Source organism: Knoellia sp. 3-2P3 (genome assembly GCF_029223115.1).
GTDB lineage: Bacteria > Actinomycetota > Actinomycetes > Actinomycetales > Dermatophilaceae > Pedococcus_A.
The window spans coordinates 197,018-215,752 of sequence record NZ_JARGZE010000001.1; the positions used below are offsets into that span (position 1 = coordinate 197,018).

Annotated in this window: 19 protein-coding genes; 9 read left to right on the forward strand and 10 right to left on the reverse strand. The window is 73.9% G+C overall.

Annotation, left to right across the window (positions count from 1 at the left end):
- Positions 1-49: 49 nt before the first annotated feature.
- On the reverse strand, positions 50-394 hold the full coding sequence (locus P0Y31_RS00910; RefSeq protein ID WP_275866206.1) for an anti-sigma factor antagonist: 345 nt from the start codon (positions 392-394) through the stop codon (positions 50-52).
- Between the two features lie 81 nt (positions 395-475).
- On the opposite strand from P0Y31_RS00910, the gene P0Y31_RS00915 reads away from it, so the two are divergent.
- Positions 476-2,947, forward strand: a complete 2,472-nt coding sequence (locus tag P0Y31_RS00915) for a DEAD/DEAH box helicase (protein ID WP_275866207.1) — start codon at positions 476-478, stop codon at positions 2,945-2,947.
- A 58-nt stretch (positions 2,948-3,005) separates the two neighbouring features.
- On the forward strand, positions 3,006-3,548 hold the full coding sequence (locus P0Y31_RS00920; protein WP_275866208.1) for a hypothetical protein: 543 nt from the start codon (positions 3,006-3,008) through the stop codon (positions 3,546-3,548).
- A 6-nt stretch (positions 3,549-3,554) separates the two neighbouring features.
- Here the strand turns inward: P0Y31_RS00920 and P0Y31_RS00925 are convergent, their stop codons facing one another.
- The 8 genes from P0Y31_RS00925 to P0Y31_RS00960 all read right to left on the reverse strand — a co-directional run bounded on the left by P0Y31_RS00925 (position 3,555) and on the right by P0Y31_RS00960 (position 9,284).
- The gene (locus tag P0Y31_RS00925; RefSeq protein ID WP_275866209.1) at positions 3,555-3,998 is read right to left on the reverse strand and encodes an Rv3654c family TadE-like protein; all 444 of its coding nucleotides are present in this window, start codon (positions 3,996-3,998) and stop codon (positions 3,555-3,557) included.
- Positions 3,995-4,357: a TadE family type IV pilus minor pilin gene (locus tag P0Y31_RS00930; protein ID WP_275866210.1), complete on the reverse strand. Its 363-nt coding sequence runs from the start codon at positions 4,355-4,357 to the stop codon at positions 3,995-3,997. The genes P0Y31_RS00925 and P0Y31_RS00930 overlap by 4 nt, the downstream gene beginning before the upstream one ends.
- Before the next feature lie 14 nt (positions 4,358-4,371).
- Positions 4,372-4,575, reverse strand: coding sequence for a DUF4244 domain-containing protein (locus P0Y31_RS00935; RefSeq protein ID WP_275866211.1), 204 nt, complete (start codon positions 4,573-4,575; stop codon positions 4,372-4,374).
- 45 nt (positions 4,576-4,620) lie between these two features.
- Positions 4,621-5,181, reverse strand: a complete 561-nt coding sequence (locus tag P0Y31_RS00940) for a type II secretion system F family protein (protein ID WP_275866212.1) — start codon at positions 5,179-5,181, stop codon at positions 4,621-4,623.
- Entirely contained in the window at positions 5,178-5,963 is a 786-nt protein-coding gene (locus P0Y31_RS00945; RefSeq protein WP_275866213.1) for a hypothetical protein, read from the reverse strand. The genes P0Y31_RS00940 and P0Y31_RS00945 overlap by 4 nt, the downstream gene beginning before the upstream one ends.
- Positions 5,960-7,096 carry a TadA family conjugal transfer-associated ATPase gene (locus P0Y31_RS00950; protein WP_275866214.1) on the reverse strand — a complete coding sequence of 379 codons (1,137 nt, stop codon included), beginning with the start codon at positions 7,094-7,096 and terminating at the stop codon, positions 5,960-5,962. Before P0Y31_RS00950 ends, P0Y31_RS00945 begins: the two co-directional genes overlap by 4 nt.
- Positions 7,096-7,869, reverse strand: coding sequence for a pilus assembly protein FlpE (locus tag P0Y31_RS00955; protein WP_275866215.1), 774 nt, complete (start codon positions 7,867-7,869; stop codon positions 7,096-7,098). Before P0Y31_RS00955 ends, P0Y31_RS00950 begins: the two co-directional genes overlap by 1 nt.
- 572 nt (positions 7,870-8,441) lie before the next feature.
- Positions 8,442-9,284, reverse strand: coding sequence for a Fic family protein (locus P0Y31_RS00960; RefSeq protein ID WP_275866216.1), 843 nt, complete (start codon positions 9,282-9,284; stop codon positions 8,442-8,444).
- A 24-nt stretch (positions 9,285-9,308) separates the two neighbouring features.
- Between P0Y31_RS00960 and P0Y31_RS00965 the strand changes: the two genes are divergently transcribed.
- The 7 genes from P0Y31_RS00965 (at position 9,309) to acs (ending at position 17,740) form a co-directional block, all read left to right on the forward strand.
- Positions 9,309-10,505 carry a histidine kinase gene (locus P0Y31_RS00965; RefSeq protein ID WP_275866217.1) on the forward strand — a complete coding sequence of 399 codons (1,197 nt, stop codon included), beginning with the start codon at positions 9,309-9,311 and terminating at the stop codon, positions 10,503-10,505.
- A gap of 113 nt (positions 10,506-10,618) precedes the next feature.
- Entirely contained in the window at positions 10,619-11,362 is a 744-nt protein-coding gene (locus P0Y31_RS00970; RefSeq protein ID WP_275867051.1) for a LytTR family DNA-binding domain-containing protein, read from the forward strand.
- Positions 11,359-11,775, forward strand: coding sequence for a hypothetical protein (locus P0Y31_RS00975; protein WP_275866218.1), 417 nt, complete (start codon positions 11,359-11,361; stop codon positions 11,773-11,775). Before P0Y31_RS00970 ends, P0Y31_RS00975 begins: the two co-directional genes overlap by 4 nt.
- Positions 11,772-13,316, forward strand: coding sequence for a cation acetate symporter (locus P0Y31_RS00980; RefSeq protein WP_275866219.1), 1,545 nt, complete (start codon positions 11,772-11,774; stop codon positions 13,314-13,316). Before P0Y31_RS00975 ends, P0Y31_RS00980 begins: the two co-directional genes overlap by 4 nt.
- 186 nt (positions 13,317-13,502) lie before the next feature.
- Positions 13,503-13,838 (forward strand): DUF485 domain-containing protein, encoded by a 336-nt coding sequence (locus P0Y31_RS00985; RefSeq protein WP_275805444.1) that lies wholly within the window; start codon positions 13,503-13,505, stop codon positions 13,836-13,838.
- Positions 13,835-15,463, forward strand: coding sequence for a cation acetate symporter (locus P0Y31_RS00990; protein WP_275866220.1), 1,629 nt, complete (start codon positions 13,835-13,837; stop codon positions 15,461-15,463). The genes P0Y31_RS00985 and P0Y31_RS00990 overlap by 4 nt, the downstream gene beginning before the upstream one ends.
- 291 nt (positions 15,464-15,754) lie before the next feature.
- Positions 15,755-17,740 carry an acetate--CoA ligase gene (acs, locus tag P0Y31_RS00995; protein ID WP_275866221.1) on the forward strand — a complete coding sequence of 662 codons (1,986 nt, stop codon included), beginning with the start codon at positions 15,755-15,757 and terminating at the stop codon, positions 17,738-17,740.
- Positions 17,741-17,830: 90 nt separating this feature from the next.
- Here the strand turns inward: acs and P0Y31_RS01000 are convergent, their stop codons facing one another.
- Positions 17,831-18,571, reverse strand: coding sequence for an IclR family transcriptional regulator (locus P0Y31_RS01000; protein WP_275867053.1), 741 nt, complete (start codon positions 18,569-18,571; stop codon positions 17,831-17,833).
- Between the last annotated feature and the right edge of the window lie 164 nt (positions 18,572-18,735).

An 18,735-nucleotide genomic window follows, 5' to 3' on the forward strand; every position in this document is an offset into this window, starting at 1 on the left:
AGTTCACGGGGCTTTCGCTGCAAGCGCGCTGTGACCGCGAGGTCGCCCGTCAGGCTTTGGCGGCCGCCTGCGCCATGTCGACCGAGTCGTAGATGTGGAACACCTTGTCGAGGCCGGTGATCTTGAAGACCTTGAGGATGCGGTCCTGGCTGCTGACGATGCGCAGCGTGCCGTTCTGCCCGCGCACGAGCTTCAGGCGCCCGACGAGGACCCCGAGGCCGGTCGAGTCCATGAAGGTGACGTCTTCGAGGTCGACGATCAGGTCGGTGCGGCCGGCCGCGACCTGACGATCGAGCGCCTCGCGGAGCAGCGGGGCGGTGTAGACGTCGATCTCGCCGCCGACATGGACGACGGTCAGCGCGCCATGCTCGCTGGTGGAGACCGAAAGGTCCACGGGCGCACCCCTTCTTCTCGCGGGTTTCCTGGGCAGAACGCCATGGCGTGCTGCCTGTGTGTCCGGTTTACCGTATCGGCAATGTCCAGCACTGAAGAACAGCGGATATCCGACGCGCCGTTCGACCCCGCCGCCGCGCTGGCCCGGCTGGCCTCGGGGAGCCGCGCCGGGCGGCTGCTGCACGTCCACGAGGTGCCCGCCCGCCAGGCCAGGCGCGCGGAGTGGCCCGACTGGGTGCACCCCGCTGTGTATGCCGCGTTCGCCAGCTCCGGGATCACCTCCCTGTGGTCGCACCAGGCCGAGGCCGCCGAGCTCGCGTGGCGCGGCCAGCACGTGGTGATGGCCACCGGCACCGCCTCGGGCAAGAGCCTGGGCTACCTGGCCCCCGTCCTCTCCTCGCTGGTCGCCGGCGCGAGCGCACCGAGCGGGCGGGGCGCGACCGCGCTGTACCTCTCGCCGACCAAGGCCCTCGCCGCCGACCAGGTGGCCCGGCTGCAGTCGCTGGCGATCCCCGGGCTGCGGGCGGCCACCTATGACGGCGACACCCCGCAGGAGGAGCGCCGGTGGATCCGCGAGCACGCGCACCTCGTGCTGACCAACCCCGACCTCGTCCACCACTCGCTGCTGCCGCAGCACCAGCGCTGGGCGCCGTTCCTGCGCGCGCTGCGCTACGTCGTGATCGACGAGTGCCACGTCTACCGGGGCGTGTTCGGCTCGCACCTGGCCGCACTGCTCCGGCGGCTGCGGCGGGTGGCGGCCCGCTACGGTGCGGCGCCCACGTTCGTGCTGGCCTCGGCCACGGTGCGCGACCCCGCCGTGCACGCCGAGCGCCTGACCGGGCTGCCGGTGCAGCCGGTCGAGCAGGACGGCTCCCCGCGCGCGGCGATGACGTTCGGGCTGTGGGAGCCCGCCGAGCTGCCCGGGCGCTCCAGCGCGCCCGCGGCCGGCGGGTCGGGGGACGCAGGTGACTCCGGGCGGGACGGTGGGGACGACGCGGATGCCTCGGGGGGCAGCGCCCCGGACGTCTCGGGCGAGACGCCTGTGCGGCGCAGCGCCACCAGTGAGGCCGCCGACCTCCTCGCGGACCTGGTGGCCGCCGGGGTGCAGACCGTCGCCTTCGCCCGGTCGCGGGCCGGCGTGGAGGCGCTCTCCGCGAGCGCGCGGCGGTCGCTGGCGGAGGTGTCGCCACGGCTGGAGGGCGCCGTGGCGGCATACCGGGGCGGTTACCTGCCCGAGGAGCGCCGCGCCCTGGAGCGGGCGCTGCGCGAGGGGTCGCTGGTGGGACTGGCCGCGACCAACGCCCTCGAGCTCGGCATCGACATCAGCGGTCTCGACGCCGTGCTGCTGGCCGGCTGGCCGGGCACCCGGGCGTCCCTGTGGCAGCAGGCCGGGCGGGCCGGGCGCGCCGGCACCCGTTCTCTCGCCGTGCTCGTGGCAGCCGACGACCCCCTCGACACCTACCTGGTGCACCACCCCGGGTCGCTCTTCGGGCAGTCGGTGGAGGCGACCGTGATGGATCCGGAGAACCCGCACGTGCTGGCGCCGCACCTGGCCGCGGCCGCTGCCGAGCTGCCGCTCACCGAGGCGGACCTGCCGCTGTTCGGCCGCGACGCGCGGGCGCTCGTGGAGGCCCTCGTCGCGCGGGGCATCCTGCGGCGGCGCCGGACCGGCTGGTACTGGGCGCGCACCGACCGGGCGAGCGACCACGTGTCGCTGCGAGGGTCGGGCGAGGTCGTCGGCATCGTCGAGCGCCGCACCGGCCGGGTGCTCGGCACCATCGACGAGGCCTCCGCCCACGCGCAGGTGCACACGGGGGCGGTCCACGTCCACCAGGGCGAGACCTACGTCGTCACCGACCTCGACCTCGAGGACAGGACGGCGTGCGTGGTGCGCGGCGACCCCGGCTGGAGCACGTTCGCGCAGTCCGTCAGCGCCTTCGACATCGTGGCCACCGAGCGGTCGGTGGCGTGGGGCCCGGTGACGGTGTCGTTCGGCCCGGTGAAGGTGCACACCCAGGTCACCTCCTTCCTGCGGCGCCTGCCCAGCGGCGAGGTCATCGGCACCCACCCCCTGGAGCTGCCCCGGCGCACGCTGGCCACCAAGGCGGTGTGGTGGACCATGCCGGTCGACGCGCTCGCGCAGGGGGGTGTCGACGAGACCGCCATCCCGGGAGCCGCCCACGCAGCGGAGCACGCAGCCATCGGCATGCTCCCGCTGGTGGCGACCTCCGACCGCTGGGACATCGGCGGCGTCTCCACGGCGCTGCACCCCGACACCGGGCTGCCGACCGTGCTCATCTACGACGGGCACCCGGGCGGCGCAGGGTTCGCCGAGCGCGGCTTCGAGGCGTTCCACACGTGGCTCTCGGCGACCCGTGACGCCATCGCCGCGTGCGGCTGCGAGCGGGGCTGTCCCGCGTGCGTGCAGTCGCCGAAGTGCGGCAACGGCAACGACCCCCTCGACAAGGCCGGCGCGGTGTCCCTCCTCTCCATGGTGCTGCGATGGGGTGAGGCGACGGACTCTCGAAAGGCGCAGGCCGCGGCTGCGGGCTAATGTCAGGAGATGGGCAAGGACGCACGGTGCGTCCCCCAGACGACGGAGGTAACCGACCGTGATCGTGCTCGGACTCATTCTCATCGTCCTGGCAGTGGCCGCTGGGGTCCTGCTGTTCATGGCGACGGCACCACTCACCGACCCGGTGGAGCTCGAGGCGCTCGGCGTGAAGGCCGAGGTGCTGCCGCTCGCGCTGCTCATCGCCGGCGCCGCCGTCCTGCTCCTGCTCTGGCTCGGCCTGGTCATGATTCGCGGGAGCGTCCGCCGCAAGGCCCGGCGTCGTCGCGAGACCAAGGAGCTCGAGCGCCAGGCCCAGGCCGAGGCCGAGGCCCGGCGGAACGCGGAGGCACGAGCCGAGGAGGCCCGGACCGCCACCCCCGCGCCCGCCCGGTTCGCCGACACCCGTGAGCGCCCCGGCGACGGCTGGGCCGACGACACCCCTCCCGGCCGGCACGCCGCCGCGCCCGCCACCGCCTCGACCACGACCCGCGCAGACTCGCGGGACACCACCGCGGAGCTGCCGACGGCCAAGGATCCTGACGCGCCCACGACGGCGGACCGCGTCATGGGCCGCGACGACCGCGAGCCGCACCGCGCCTGACCCTGTTCACGGCCCGGGCGGAGCCACCGGCCCCGCCCGGGCGCGAGCGTGCGCGGGGCCGAGCCGCAGCGCGGGCAGGGGCGTCCGGGTCGGAGCAGTGACCGCGACGGAGACGGTGCCGTCGGGGTCTGCCCGGCACCACCGGAGCTCGCAGCCGTTGGCGCGGGCGATCTCGCGGGCGCGGCTGCAGGCGGAGTCGGCGAAGGCGGCCCGCTGGTGGACCGACGCCGCGGCGAGGACGGCGAGGTCAGCCCCGGCACGCGCCCGGTGTGCAGCGTGCACCGCACCCACGAGTGCCAGGCTCCCGACGAGGCAGGCAAGCAGCGCCCCGACCGCTGCCACCGCCAGCACGGTGGCGGCTCCCCGCTCCCGGTGACCGCGGGCCCTGCCCCTCAGGGTCGGGCCCGTGCCCTCGGCACCTCCCCTGCCCACGGCGCCTCCCCCGCTCATGGCGTCTCCCCCGGCCAGGGACCTGCGTCGGCGAGCGCGTCCTCGCGGGCGGCCACCGCGTCCGCCGACGGCCGGGCCTCGAGCCCCAGCAGGCGCAGGCCGGTCACGGGCGGGGCGGTCACCTCCACCGACACCTCCCCGCCCCGGGTGGTGACCCGGATGCCGGCCCCACGCGGAGCGAGCTGACGCCCGGCGTCGACAGCCCGCTGGGGTGGTTCCCCTCGCGCCGCAAGGCGGGCGACGGCCCGTGCCGCGTCGACGCAGCGCACCTGGTCGACCCCGGCGGACAGGGCAGCCAGGCCCAGACCGAGCACCACCAGCACGCTCGGCATGGCGACGGCCAGCTCGGCCGTCGCCATGCCGCGGTCGCGGCCTACGACCCGATCCCGAGCGCCGAGGTGATGACGCCGGCGAGCGCAGACTTCACCGGCCCCGACTTCACCACCGCGAGCAGCACCGCCGCGAACGCCACCGCCGCCAGGGTGCCGACGGCGTACTCCGCCGTGGTCATCCCCGCCGCGCCAGTCGCCTGCACCGCGCGCATCCTCCGTCGCAGGCCCTCCATCCGTCGCGTCATGGTCTTCTCCTTTCCGCCGGCACCCTGCCGGCACCAACCCGGCCCTCATGGGCCGAGAACCGTGTGGGCGAGCGCCAGCACCACCGGCACGACCGCGGTGCAGGCGAAGGCCGGGAGGAAGGCCAGTCCCAGCGGCAGCACGAGCCGCACCCCCGCGCGTCCGGCGGCAGCCTGCAGCCGCCTGTCCTCGCGCTCCCGGATCCGCCAGGCAGCCTCTTCGACGAGCTGTGCTGGCGCCGCCCCGGACCGCTCGGCGACCTCCCACGCCAGGGCCGCCGGACGCCAGGCAGCCGGGACGTACGCCCAGGCCTCGGGTGCCGACTGCCCCCACCTGAGCGCGGCCGCCACCGAGCCGAGGTGGGCCGCGACCTCGCCCTCGCTGGTCTGCGCGACCCGCTCGAGCGCCTCGCGATGACCCATCCCGGAGCGCAGCGCCAGGGACAGGAGCACCAGCGCGTCAGCGATGGCGTGCACCGTGGCCGTTGTGCCCGCCGGCGGTCCCGCGTCCCGTGGCTCCTGGCTGCCCCGGCGGGGTGACCAGACCGAGCGGGACGGCCAAGCCAGGACGGCAAGAGTGGCCAGCACCACGAGCAGGCCGGCGCTCACGACATGCCCCGTTGCGCCGCGACCGCACCCGGGCGCAGCGCTCGCCGCAGGATGGTCCGGCTCCACAGCCAGCCGGTCACGCCCAGCGCCCCACCCGCCAGCAGGCAGAGGGCCGACCCGGTGGAGCGGCCGTAGAGGTCGACCGGGGTGAGACCGAAGAGCAGCCCGACCACCGGACCCGACGCCGGCAGCAGGGCGAGCAGCCCCATCGATGCCCGAGCACCCGCGGTCGCGGCGGCGAGGGCCTGTTCCGCCGCCTGGCGGGCTCGCACGCTCCGCGCCGCCGTCGCCAGCGCCACCGAGAGCGGCACGCCGGTCTGCTCGCTGAGCGTCCACGACCGCGCCACGAACTGCAGGTCCGCCGAGCGTGCGGCTGACGCCGCGTCGTTCCAGACCTCCGCCAGCGATCGACCCGCGCTCGCCGCTGCAGACAGGTCACCGACCAGGCTGCCGAGGCGGCTGCCCCCAGCGGACAGGTCGCCCGCGGCCATGGCCCGACCGGCCACCTCGACGGCCGCGCCGACGCTGGTGCCGGCCCGCAACGGCGGCCCAAGCACCTCGAGGAGGTCGGCGAGCTCGTCGAGGCCGGCCCCGGCCCGGCGCCTGCCGAAGGGCGCGCCGAGCCGCAGCCGTTCGAGCCACGTCCGCACCCCGGTGGGACACCCGTCCGCGCGAGCGCCGTCGAGCCCGAGGGAGCGGCGGGCGGCGGTGGACAGCAGTGCCGCGGGCCGGCTCGGCCAGAGCAGGACCGCGACCGACGCCGCGAGGACCAGCAGGGTCATGACGGCAGTCCCAACAGGGCGGCCAGACGGGGCCAGCCGGGACCTCGCACGGCCCCGGAGACCGTGCTGGCGCAGTAGAGGGCGAGCGCCACCTCGAGACCGCTGCCGGTCTCGAGCACCGAGAGCGAGGCGACCCGCCGGACGGCACGGTCCCGGCGCAGGTGCACCACGGCCTGGACGGCGCTGGAGAGCTGCGCCTGCACCGCGTCGCGGCCGAGCCCGGCCAGCGCCCCGAGCGCCTCGAACCGGGGCACCACGTCTGCGGCGCTGTTGGCGTGCACCGTGCCGCACCCGCCGTCGTGGCCGGTGTTGAGGGCAGCGAGCAGCTCGCGCACCTCGGCGCCGCGCACCTCGCCCACGACCAGCCGGTCCGGCCGCATCCGCAGTGCCTGCCGCACCAGGTCGACCAGCGTCACCTCGCCGGCTCCCTCCACGTTGGCCGAGCGCGACTGCAGCCGCACCACGTGCGGGTGCTCCACCGCCAGCTCACGGACGTCCTCGACCAGGACGAGGCGCTCGTCGGCGGAGGCCTCGGCCAGCAGGGCTCCGAGGAGCGTCGTCTTGCCGCTGCCGGTGCCACCGGTCACCAGGAACGACACACGGCGCTCGACCAGCCGCCGGAGCAGCCGACCGGTCGGCTCGTCGAACATCCGCGCGGACTCCAGGTCGTCGAGCCGCCGCAGCGACCGTCGCGGCACCCGCAGGCTGAGGTGGGCGCCTCCGTCGACCAGCGGCGGGAGCACGGCGTGCAGGCGCACCCCACCGGGAAGCAGCCCGTCGACCCACGGCTGGCTCTCGTCCAGTCGCCGCCCCGCCTGACCGGCCAACCGCACCGCCAGCATCCGCGCGGACTCGGCCCCCAGCGGGTCGCCAGGGGCGCGCTGCAGGCCGGTGCCGCGGTCGAGCCACACGGCGCCGTCGCCGTTGACGAGCACATCGGTCACGAGCGGGTCCTCGAGGTGCGGCTCGAGCGGGCCGGCGCCGAGCAGCGCGGCGCCGAGGGCGGCCCTCACCTCGCCCGCCCCCGCCCGGCCCAGGCGGAGGGCCTCCGCGGCAACCAGGTCGTCGAGCTCGGCAGGCGCCGGTGGCCTGCCCTGGAGAATGGCCTGCCGGATGCCGGTGTCCAGTCCCATCAGGCGGCCCCCCGGTGGTGTGCCAGGCGCTCGAGCAGGCGCCCGCTCAGCGACGCCAGCCCGGAGCGGGGCCCCTCGCCCGGCGCCCGCCCCCGCTCGGCGTCGAGGACGACGCGGCGGTCGTCGCGCCAGCAGCCCGCCAGCGCAAGGCCGAGATGGTCGGCCATCGCGGTCGCCAGGCCGCGACCGCGCGGGCCTCCTCGGACGACCAGCAGGACGGCGCCGTCCGGGAGGCGGGCCGCCAGGCGGGTCCGCGCCGCGACCGCGTCAGCCAGGTGGCGCGGGGTCACCCCCGCGAGCAGCAGGACCGCATCGCACGCCTCGAGCAGGAGCTCCGTGGCACCGTCGCCGCCGGCCTCCGCGCCCGCTCCCGCGCCCGGAAGGTCGACCACCACCAAACCTGACACGGCGCGCACCGCCTGCACGACGCTCGAGACCACCTCCTGCGGCGGGGGCGCGCCGGGAGCCGCGGCGAGCACGCGCGCCCCGCCGGCGCACCGCGGCAGCTCGGCCACCAGGTCGGCTCCGCACACCTCGCCTCGCACGCCCGCCAGGTCGGGCCATCGCAGCCCGGGCAGGTGCTCCACGCAGGCCGTCGTGTCGAGGCCCCCGCCGCCGAGTGCCCCGTCCACGGCCACAGCGGCTGGCAGACCGGAGGCCGCGAGCTCACGAGTGGCCGCCACGGCGAGCGCCGCGGCGAGCGTCGAGGCGCCGAGGCCCCCGGACGCACCGAGGACGCCGAGGACCGGGGTGCCAGCAGCGAGGGTGGGCATGCGGCCAGCGTTGGCCCAGCCGCAAGCCCGGACCAGGCCCGCTCACCTGCCTGTGCACCGTGTGACGACGGGGGCCCCGCTGTGGACAGCGGCCGGACGGTCCGACCGGCCCCCGGGCCACTGGGCTCACCCGCGCCACATGGCCAACTGCGCCGGAAAAGGGGACGGCCCCGGTCGGGGGGACAACCGGGGCCGTCGACGCGCCAAGCTCCGGGGGGGAGGAGCTGATGCGCCGGCTCGCTCGACCCCGCGAGGGGGAGCGAGCACTGCAATGGTGGACCTTTACCTCTCGGATAGCAACTCTTGGGGCGAGTTTCACCCAAAAAGACCGTGAAACACATGAGATGGCACCCCGCGTGAACGGGGTGCCATCGGCCGCGAGCCGGCTCGGGTTACCAAGCGTGCAGTCACGATGTCGCATCGGGACAAGCCCGCCACGACCGGTCCATCAGTGGACTTCCCGCACGTGGGTGCCCTGCAGGCTCACGGTGGTCCGTGTACGTCCTGTGTACCCCACCCGCGCGCCAAACGTAAGGCTTGACATTTGCGCGCTGACGGTCGCAGCCGGCCCGTCAGAGCAGTCGGCCGGCGCGCACCGCGTCGCAGATGCGCACGCCTTCCGCGGCGCCCGCGACGATGGCCTCGCAGCAGTGCCCGAGCCACAGCGCCACCCCTTCCGGGGACCCCGTCCCGTATGCCGCGAGGGCGCCGAGGTAGGCGGGCCCGCCCTGCGCGCCGTGCCCGACCTCGGGCACCGCCACGCCGGTGGGGTCGAGCCCGGTGGCCTGGATGACGGCCCGTTCCATGGCACGCGCGACGGCGCCGTTGCCGCGGACGAAGGGGCGCACGTGGGCGATCTCCGCGTGCACGAGGGCGGCCACCACCACCGCCGGCGCCCTGTCGCCTGCGAGCAGCACCTGCACGAGGGCGGCCAGGCGCTCCTGCACCCCGTCGGCGTCCGGAGCAGGTCCGAGGTCGACGAACTCGGCACACTCCTCGCCCGGCCGGCGGGGGCGCCCGAGCTGGTCGGGGGCGACCAGGCCGGAGGCCGCGGCCACGTGCAGGCGGGCGAGCGCCTGCAGGGGGGCGGTGCGCAGCATGGCGCCCAGCCGCTCCGTCTCAGCAGTGGCCTGGACGACCCCGCGGGCGACCTGCTCGACCGGGTCCGGGTCCGAGGGCCACTGCTGCGCGCCACGCATGAGGTCGCGGACGATCTCCACCGAGAGGTTGGCGCCCTCGAGCGCCGCACTGGCGTGGGCGCCGCGCACCCGCGACTCGGCCGCGGCCTCGGGGATGCGCCGGCGCAGGGCCTCGTGCCAGCGCAGCTTCGTGCACGCCTCGCGCGCGGCGTCGGTCTGCTCGGGCACCCCCGGAAGGGTGGCGAGCGCGTTCAGCGAGGAGACGACGTCAGGCACGGACAGCAGCCTAGAGTTCGCCGTGTGTCGGGCAGCTTCCACCTCCCCACGGCGATCGTGGTCGCGGGCGCCTTCCTGTTGGCGCTGGGGCTGCTGCGCCTGCTGCGGCAGGGCCGTCGCGGGTCCCGCGGCTTCGTCTCCGACGTCGACCACGCCACGCACGCGACACTGCACACGGCGTCGCTGGCCTCGCGCCACCTCCAGGACGGCCTGACGCCGGAGGGCACCGCCCGGGCCGCCAAGCACCTGCGCGCCCTGCTGGGGTCACCGGCGATCGCGGTGTGCGACCCGTTCTCCCTGCTGGCCTGGGAGGGCGCCGCCGACCACCACCGCGAGCACGCCCGCGCCGACGCCGAGGAGGTCCTGGCCACGGGGCGCACGATCGTGCTCGGGTTCGACGCCGTGGGCTGCCCCGACCCCGACTGCCCGGTCAAGACGGCCGTCATCGCACCGGTGGTGACCGAGGACCGCGTGGTGGCCTCCATCGCGGCATACGGGCCGCAGGCCTCGGCAGGCCTCGCCAGGGCGGCCGAGGAGGTGGCGCGCTGGGTCGCCACGCAGGCCGAGCTCGCCGAGCTCGGCCACGAGCGCACCCGCACCATGGAGGCCGAGCTGCGCGCCCTGCGGGCGCAGATCAGCCCCCACTTCATATACAACTCGTTGGCGGCCATCGCCTCGTTCGTGCGCACCGACCCGGAACGGGCCCGCGAGCTGCTGCTGGAGTTCGCCGACTTCACCCGCTACGCCCTGCGCCGTGGTGGCGCGTTCACCACCCTCGCGGAGGAGCTGCGCAACGTGGAGCGCTACCTCACGCTCGAGCAGGCCCGCTTCGGTGACCGGATGCGGATCTCGTTGATGATCGCCCCCGAGGTGCTCCCGGTGACGGTGCCCTACCTGGCCATCCAGCCGATCGTGGAGAACGCGGTGCGCCACGGCATCGCGCGCAAGGAGGGCGGCGGCGAGGTCAGCATCCGGGCGACCGACCGCGGGTCGGAGGCGGAGATCTGCATCGAGGACGACGGGATCGGCGCGGACCCGGAGGCGGTCCGACGGGCCCTCGACGGGCAGGGGGACGCCGACAGCGTCGGGCTCGGCAACGTCGACGCGAGGCTGCGCCAGGTGTACGGCGACGACTACGGGCTCGCGGTCGAGACCGCCCCGGGGGCGGGCACCAAGGTCACCTTCCGCGTGCCGAAGTACGCCCCGGGCGTCCACGCCTGACCCGCCGCGGCGTGAGCTCGTCGTAGGCTCGCCCTGTGGCGAGCGCCGGACCGGGACATCCCCGTGAGCGCCGCCCCGACCCCACCAGCGCCGGCGGGGCGGGCGGCCCCCGCCTGCGTGCCCTGGTCGTGGACGACGAGCTCCCGGCCCTGGAGGAGCTCAGCTGGCTGCTGAGGCAGGACGAGCGCATCGGCGACGTGCGGACCGCCAGCAGCGGAACCGAGGCGCTGCGAGCCCTCGAGGAGGGGCCGGTCGACGTCGTGTTCTCCGACATCAACATGCCCGGCCTCGACGGCATGGACCTCGCCCGCGTCATCGCGCGGTTCGCGCAGCGGCCACGCATCGTCTTCGTCACCGCCTACGACCACCACGCGGTCGACGCGTTCGCCGTCGACGCCACCGACTACGTGATGAAGCCGGTGCGGCCGCACCGCCTCGCCGAGGCGGTGCGCCGCGTCGTCGAGGGGACCGCCGAGGCGACCGAGGCCCCGGAAGCGGCGGCGACGCAGCTCGAGGACGAGACCATCCCGGTCGAGCTCGGCGGCGTCACCCGCTTCATCTCGCGCAGCCAGATCCGCTACGCGCAGGCCCAGGGCGACTACGCCCGCCTGCACACCGACACCGGCTCCCACCTCGTGCGCATCCCCCTCAGCACGCTCGAGGAGCGCTGGGGGTCGGCCGGTTTCGTGCGCATCCACCGCAGCACCCTGGTCGCGCTCCCCCACGTGCGGGAGGTCCGCATGGAGCACGGCCGGTGCACGGTGGTGCTCGACGAGGCCGAGCTCCAGGTGAGCCGCCGGCACACCCGCGAGCTGCGCGACCGGCTGCTGCGCGCACCCAAGCCCTCGACGCCATGAGCCCCGGCAGGGCCGCGGAGACCGGTGGCCGGCAGGACCGCCCGGACCGGCCGCCCCGGGTTCGGGTGACCAGCTCGCGGCGAAGTGCGGCCACCCGCCGTGACCTGCGCCCCCTGACCCGCGACATCGACGAGCAGACCGACCTCGGCGAGGTCTACATGGCGGGCCTGATGACGGCCCAGCTGCGGCTCGCCCTGCGGGTGCTGGCCTTCGGCGCCCTCGGGCTGGGCGGGCTGCCCCTGCTCTTCCTGCTCGTGCCCGACACCCGCACCCTCGAGATCGGCTGGGTGCCCTTCCCCTGGCTGGTCCTCGGCGTGCTCGTGTACCCCGTCGCCCTGCTGGTGGCGCACTACTACGTGCGGCAGTCCGAACGGATCGAGCGCGAGTTCAGCCAGGTGGTGGGCCGCCGGTGAACACCGCCTACGGGCTGACCGCCATCGTGCTCGTCTGCCTGGTCACCCTCGGCGTCGGCGCGTTCGGGCTGCGCCTGTCGCGGACCACCAGCGACTTCTACGTCGCCGGCCGAACCGTCACCCCCTACCGGAACGCCAGCGCGATCGGTGGCGAGTACCTCTCTGCCGCAAGCTTTCTCGGCATCGCCGGCCTGGTCTACTCCAGTGGGCTCGACATGCTCTGGTTCCCGGTCGGCTACACGGTGGGCTACATCGTGCTGCTCGTGCTCGTCGCCGCCCCGCTGCGCCGTTCGGGCGCCTACACGCTGCCGGACTTCGCCGAGGCCCGGCTCGAGAGCACGCGGATCCGCTTCCTCTCGTCGCTGCTCGTCGTGGGGATCGGCTGGCTCTACCTGCTCCCCCAGCTGCAGGGTGCGGGCCTCGCCCTCCGTGTCGTGACGGGTGCGCCGACCTGGGTCGGCAGCCTCGTAGTCGTGGTGGTCGTGATCGCCAACGTGGCCGCCGGCGGCATGCGCTCGATCACCCTCGTGCAGGCCATGCAGTACTGGCTGAAGCTGACCGCCATCGCCATCCCGGCGTTCGTCCTGCTGGCGGTGTGGCTCCAGGACGGCCGGCCGGAGCCGCAGCTCACCGGGGGCACGGCCTCAGACTGGGCGCAGCCGCTCAGCGGGTTCGGGGGCCAGGACCACCCGGTCTACGCCACCTACAGCACCCTGCTCGCGCTGGCGCTCGGCACCATGGGGCTGCCGCACGTGCTCGTGCGCTTCTACACCAATCCCGACGGGAGGGCGGCCCGCCGCACGACGCTGACCGTCGTGGCCCTGCTCGGCCTCTTCTACCTCTTCCCGCCGGTCTACGGCGTGCTCGGACGCGTCTACCTGCCCGAGCTCCCCGGGGGACTGCGCGCCGACACCATCGTCCTCGCGCTGCCGGGGGCGGTCGTACCGGGCGGCGTCGGCGAGGTGCTGTCGGCGGTGCTCGCAGGGGGCGCCTTCGCGGCGTTCCTGTCGACCGCCTCGGGGCTGACGATGTCGGTCGCCGGCGTGCTCGACCAGGACGTGCTTCGCGGCAGGCTCGGGCGCCTGACCGGGGAGGACGCCACCGTCGTGCAGGGCTTCCGGCTCGCCACCGTGCTCGCCATGGTCGTGCCGTATGCCGCGGCGTGGCTGGTCGAGCCCATCGGGCTCGCCACCACGGTGGGGCTCGCGTTCGCCGTGGCCGGCTCCACGTTCTGCCCGCTGCTCGTGCTGGGCTCGTGGTGGCGGGGCCTGAGCACCGTGGGGGCCGCCGCGGGGCTGGTGTCCGGCGGCGGCCTGGCCGCCGGGGCGGTGCTCGTGACGATGCTGGGCGGGCCGATCGAGGGCTGGCCCGGCGCCCTGCTCGGCCAGCCCGCTGCGTGGACCATCCCCATCGCCTTCGCCGTGGCGGTGATCGTCTCTCTGGCGACTCCGGGCCACATCCCCCGGCACACCTCGCGCACCATGGTGCGCCTGCACACCCCGGAGGACCTGCAGCTCGAGCGCAGCCCGCGCCACCGCTGAGACCCCCTCAGCCCCGACCGCTGGTCGCAGATCGTCGACCGTTCGGCGCACTGTGACCCGCCACACACCTACGGTGACCGCCCATCCGGCGCGCACCCGCGCGCACGCCCTTCTGCGCGGCATACCGAGTCGCAACAGTGGGCCTCAGCCGCGGGAGCCGCCCGCGTCCAGTCCTGGAGGTGCGCAGTGAGCAACGTCGCTCGCGAACACAGCACGGATCCCTACGTCGCCCTGCAGCGGACCGACGAGTTCGTCGACCTGCGGCGACGGTTCCGCCGCTTCGTCTTCCCCATGACCGCGCTCTTCCTGGCGTGGTACTTCCTCTACGTCCTGCTCGCCGCGTTCGCGGCGGACTTCATGTCCCAGAAGGTGTGGGGCAACATCAACGTCGGCCTCCTCTTCGGCCTCGGCCAGTTCGTCTCCACCTTCGTCATCACCGTCCTCTACGTGCGCTGGGCCGACCGTGAGTTCGACCCGCGCGCCGAGGCGCTCCACGACCGTCTCGAGGGAGGCCAGAAGTGACCGAGACCAATGTCGGCAACTCGACGCTGAACATCGCGGTGTTCGGCCTGTTCGTGGTCGTCACCCTCTTCATCGTCATCAAGGCCTCACGGCGCAACGCGACCGCGGCCGACTACTACGCCGGCGGGCGCTCGTTCTCCGGCAAGCAGAACGGCATCGCGATCGCCGGCGACTACCTGTCGGCCGCCTCGTTCCTCGGCATCGCCGGGGCCATCGCCCTCACCGGCTACGACGGCTTCCTCTACTCCATCGGCTTCCTCGTGGCCTGGCTCGTGGCGCTGCTGCTCGTGGCCGAGCTGCTCCGCAACACCGGCCGCTTCACGATGGCCGACGTGCTGAGCTTCCGGCTCAAGCAGCGCCCGGTGCGCACCGCAGCCGCCATCTCCACGCTCGCGGTGAGCTTCTTCTACCTGCTCGCCCAGATGGCCGGTGCCGGTGGTCTGGTCTCGCTCCTGCTCGGCCTCGACGGCGACGCGGCGCAGAACCTCGTCATCGCCCTCGTCGGCATCATCATGATCGCCTACGTGCTCATCGGCGGCATGAAGGGCACGACCTACGTGCAGATCGTCAAGGCGACGCTGCTCATCGCCGGCTCCATCGTCATGACCGTCTGGGTGCTGGCCCTCTTCGACTTCAGCCTCTCGGAGGTGCTCGGCGGCGCGGTCGAGAACTCGCCCAAGGCGGGCGAGGCCCTGCTCAACCCGGGCCTGAAGTACGGCACGTCCACCCTGACCCAGGTCGACTTCATCTCGCTGTCGCTTGCCCTGGTGCTCGGCACCGCCGGCCTGCCGCACGTGCTCATGCGGTTCTACACGGTCCCCTCGAGCAAGGAGGCCCGCAAGTCGGTCGAGTGGGCCATCTGGCTGATCGGCCTGTTCTACCTGCTGAGCCTGGTCATGGGCTACGGCGCGGCCGCCCTGGTCGGCCCGGACAAGATCCTCGCCGCCCCCGGCAAGGCGAACTCCGCCGCCCCGCTGCTCGCCTTCGAGCTCGGTGGCGAGATCCTGCTCGGCCTGATCTCGGCGATCGCCTTCGCGACGATCCTCGCGGTCGTGGCAGGTCTGACGATCACCGCCAGCGCGAGCTTCGCCCACGACATCTACGCCCAGGTCATCAAGCGCGGCGAGGTCTCGGCGGACTCCGAGGTGAAGGTCGCCCGCATCACCGCCCTGGTGATCGGCGCGATCGCCATCGTGGGCGGCATCTTCGCCAAGAACCAGAACATCGCGTTCCTCGTGGCGCTGGCCTTCGCCGTCGCGGCGAGCGCCAACCTGCCGACGATCCTGTACTCGCTGTTCTGGAAGCGGTTCAACACCCGGGGGGCCCTGTGGAGCCTCTACGGCGGCCTTGTCTCGGTGATCACCCTGATCGTGTTCAGCCCGGTGGTGTCCGGGAAGGCCCCTCTCACCGAGGGCGGTCCGAGCCCGTCGATGATCACCGACCCGAGCGTCGACTTCAGCTGGTTCCCGCTGGACAACCCGGGCATCGTCTCGATCCCGCTGTCCTTCTTCCTGGGCTGGCTGGGCACGGTCACCAGCCGCGAGCCCTCCAGCGAGCTGAAGTTCGCCGAGATGGAGGTGCGCAGCCTCACCGGCCACGGCGCCGAGAAGGCGGTCGCGCACTAGCGCGGGCCCTCCCCCGACCACGGTGCCGTGTCCCCGCGCAGGGGGCACGGCACCGTGCTGTGGGCGGCGCCGCGTGCGCGGGGCGCGACTGTCGGTCATGGTCATGCGCGGCTCGTCGTCGACGTGGCGCACCGCTGGTGACCCGGGCGGCGCCGCTCGTCGCTCGCAGAGCCCGCCGGGCGAGCCCCGACGGCGTTCCCCTTGAAGCCGGGCGGGAGAGGCGGTTGGCTGGGGGACGTCACTCTCGGCCGCAGCGACGCGGCCGTCGCGCCGTCAGCCAGGAGGGAAGCCGTGTCCGAGGAGAGCCTGTCGACCGTGCTGCAGCAGGACCACTCATTCGAGCCCAGTGAGGAGTTCGCGGCCAACGCCAACGGCAAGGCCGAGATGTATGCCGCGGCCGACGCCGACTACGAGGCCTTCTGGGCCGACCAGGCCCGCACGTACGTCACCTGGAGCAAGGACTTCGACACCACGCTCGACTGGAGCGGGGCCCCGTTCGCCAAGTGGTTCGTCGGCGGCGAGCTGAACGTCGCCTACAACTGCGTCGACCGCCACGTCGAGGCCGGCAACGGCGAGCGCGTCGCGATCCACTTCGAGGGCGAGCAGGGCGACACCCGCACCGTCACCTACGCCGACCTCCAGAAGGAGGTCGCCAAGGCGGCCAACGCGCTGGCCTCGCTCGGTGTCGGCAAGGGCGACCGGGTGGCCATCTACATGCCGATGATCCCGGAGACGGTCGTGACCATGCTGGCGTGCGCCAGGCTCGGCGCACCGCACTCGGTGATCTTCGGTGGCTTCTCGGCCGAGGCGCTGCACACCCGCATCGACGACGCGCAGGCCAAGGTCGTCGTCACCACCGACGGGCAGTGGCGGCGCGGGAAGGCCGCTCCCCTCAAGGCTGCGGTCGACGAGGCGCTTCAGCACGGGGAGAACCCGGTCGAGAAGGTCCTGGTGGTGCGGCGCACCGGCACCGACGTCACCTGGGTCGACGACCGCGACATCTGGTGGCACGACCTCGTCGACGCCCAGCCCGACACCCACGAGCCCCAGCCGGTGGACAGCGAGCACCCGCTGTTCATCCTCTACACCTCGGGCACGACGGGGAAGCCGAAGGGCATCTTCCACACCACCGGCGGCTACCTGACCCAGGCGGCCTACACCAACCACATCGTGCACGACGTGCACCCCGAGTCCGACGTCTACTGGTGCACCGCCGACGTGGGCTGGGTGACCGGCCACTCCTACATCGTCTACGGGCCACTGGCCAACGGCGCGACCCAGGTGCTCTACGAGGGCACCCCCGACACCCCGCACCAGGGCCGCTGGTGGGAGATCGTCGAGAAGTACAAGGTCTCCATCCTCTACACCGCGCCCACGGCGATCCGCACGTTCATGAAGTGGGGCGACGACATCCCCGCGAAGTTCGACCTGTCGTCGCTGAGGCTGCTCGGGTCGGTCGGCGAGCCGATCAACCCCGAGGCATGGCTCTGGTACCGCAAGCACATCGGCGGCGACCGCTGCCCGATCGTCGACACCTGGTGGCAGACCGAGACCGGCGGCATCATGATCAGCCCGCTCCCCGGCGTCACCGACCTCGAGCCCGGCTCGGCCCAGAAGCCGATCCCCGGCATCAGTGCCGAGATCCTCGACGACGAGGGCAAGCCGTTCACCGAGCCGGAGAAGGTCGGCTACCTCGTGCTCACCAAGCCGTGGCCGGCGATGCTGCGCGGCATCTGGGGCGACCCGGAGCGCTACAAGGAGACCTACTGGAGCCGGTTCGGGCCGAAGTACTACTTCGCCGGCGACGGCGCCAAGTACGACGCGAAGGGCAACATCTGGCTGCTCGGCCGGGTCGACGACGTCATGAACGTCTCGGGCCACCGCCTCTCCACCGCCGAGATCGAGTCGGCCCTCGTCTCGCACCCCAAGGTCGCCGAGGCTGCGGTCGTCGGCGCGGCCGACGAGACCACCGGACAGGCGGTCTGCGCTTTCGTCATCCTGCGCAAGGAGGCGGTCGAGGAGGCCGACGAGCCGGGCGAGGGCAGGGACCTCGTCCAGGAGCTGCGCAACCACGTGGCCCACGAGATCGGCCCGATCGCCAAGCCGCGCTCGATCATGGTGGTGGCCGAGCTGCCCAAGACCCGCTCCGGCAAGATCATGCGCCGCCTGCTGCGCGACGTGGCCGAGAACCGCGAGGTCGGCGACGTCACCACGCTGGCCGACTCCTCGGTCATGAACCTCATCAAGGAGGGCATGGCGGCGCCGGCCGCCGACTGAGGCGGCCCATCGACCCGAGCCGCGACGTATGCCGCGCCCGCCCCACCCGGGGGCCGGCGCGGCATACGTCGTCCAGAGCCAGAGGCGACGCTAGCCGGTCGCCGCCCCGAGCTCGGCGGCGATGGCGGTGGCTGCCTCCTCCAGCAGGGGCGCCGCCCGCTCCACGACGTCGTCGCCCATCCGCGACAGGGGGCCCGACATCGACACCGCGATCCGCTGCGGGGCGCCGGGCACCGCCACGGCGACGCAGCGCACGCCCATCTCCTGCTCCTCGTTGTCGAGGGCGTAGCCGCGCCGGCGGGTGCGCTCGAGCTCCTCGGCGAAGCCCTCGGGGGTCGTGATGGTGTGGCCGGTGCGAGCAGTCATGCCGGTGCGTGACAGGAGCGCCCGCACCTCGGCGGGGTCCCAGGAGGCCAGGATGGCCTTGCCGACGGCCGTGGTGTGCGGGTCGACGCGCCGGCCCACCTCGGTGAACATGCGCATCGAGTGCTGTGACGCCATGACCTGGCCGACGTAGACGATCTGGTCGCCGTCGAGCACCGCCAGGTTGACCGACTCGCCCAGTGCAGCAGCGACTCTGGCCATGTGGGGCCGAGCCCAGCTGCCGAGGCTGCGTGAGGCGACGTCGCCCAGACGGATCAGCCGGGGGCCGAGGGAGTACTGGCGCGACGGCTCCTGGCGGATGTAGCCGAGGTCGACGAGGGTGCGCACGATGCGGTGGATCGTGGGCAGCGGCAGCCCGGCGTCGGCCGCCAGCTGCGACAGGCTGATCACGCCGCCGGCGTCGGCCATCGTCTCGAGGACGGCGAAGGCACGGTCGAGCGACTGCACCCCCGCCCGAGCACCCCGGCGGCTGCCCGCCGCTTGGTCGGCCTGCGCGTCGGCGCCACCGGGCTCGCCCAGGGGGTCGGCTGCTGCCGGGGGCTCTGCAGGCACCGAGGCCTCCTTCCTGCCCCGCGGCTCTCGGCCGCCAAGGGGACACATGTTTTCCTACT

Excerpts from the sequence above, each read along its gene's own strand:
- P0Y31_RS00915 (WP_275866207.1), top strand. The coding sequence starts at position 476 with ATGTCCAGCACTGAAGAACAGCGGATATCCGACGCGCCGTTCGACCCC.
- P0Y31_RS00925 (WP_275866209.1), bottom strand. The coding sequence starts at position 3,998 with ATGAGCGGGGGAGGCGCCGTGGGCAGGGGAGGTGCCGAGGGCACGGGC.
- P0Y31_RS00930 (WP_275866210.1), bottom strand. The coding sequence starts at position 4,357 with ATGGCGACGGCCGAGCTGGCCGTCGCCATGCCGAGCGTGCTGGTGGTG.
- P0Y31_RS00935 (WP_275866211.1), bottom strand. The coding sequence starts at position 4,575 with ATGACGCGACGGATGGAGGGCCTGCGACGGAGGATGCGCGCGGTGCAG.
- P0Y31_RS00945 (WP_275866213.1), bottom strand. The coding sequence starts at position 5,963 with ATGACCCTGCTGGTCCTCGCGGCGTCGGTCGCGGTCCTGCTCTGGCCG.
- P0Y31_RS00950 (WP_275866214.1), bottom strand. The coding sequence starts at position 7,096 with ATGGGACTGGACACCGGCATCCGGCAGGCCATTCTCCAGGGCAGGCCA.
- P0Y31_RS00955 (WP_275866215.1), bottom strand. The coding sequence starts at position 7,869 with ATGCCCACCCTCGCTGCTGGCACCCCGGTCCTCGGCGTCCTCGGTGCG.
- P0Y31_RS00975 (WP_275866218.1), top strand. The coding sequence starts at position 11,359 with ATGAGCCCCGGCAGGGCCGCGGAGACCGGTGGCCGGCAGGACCGCCCG.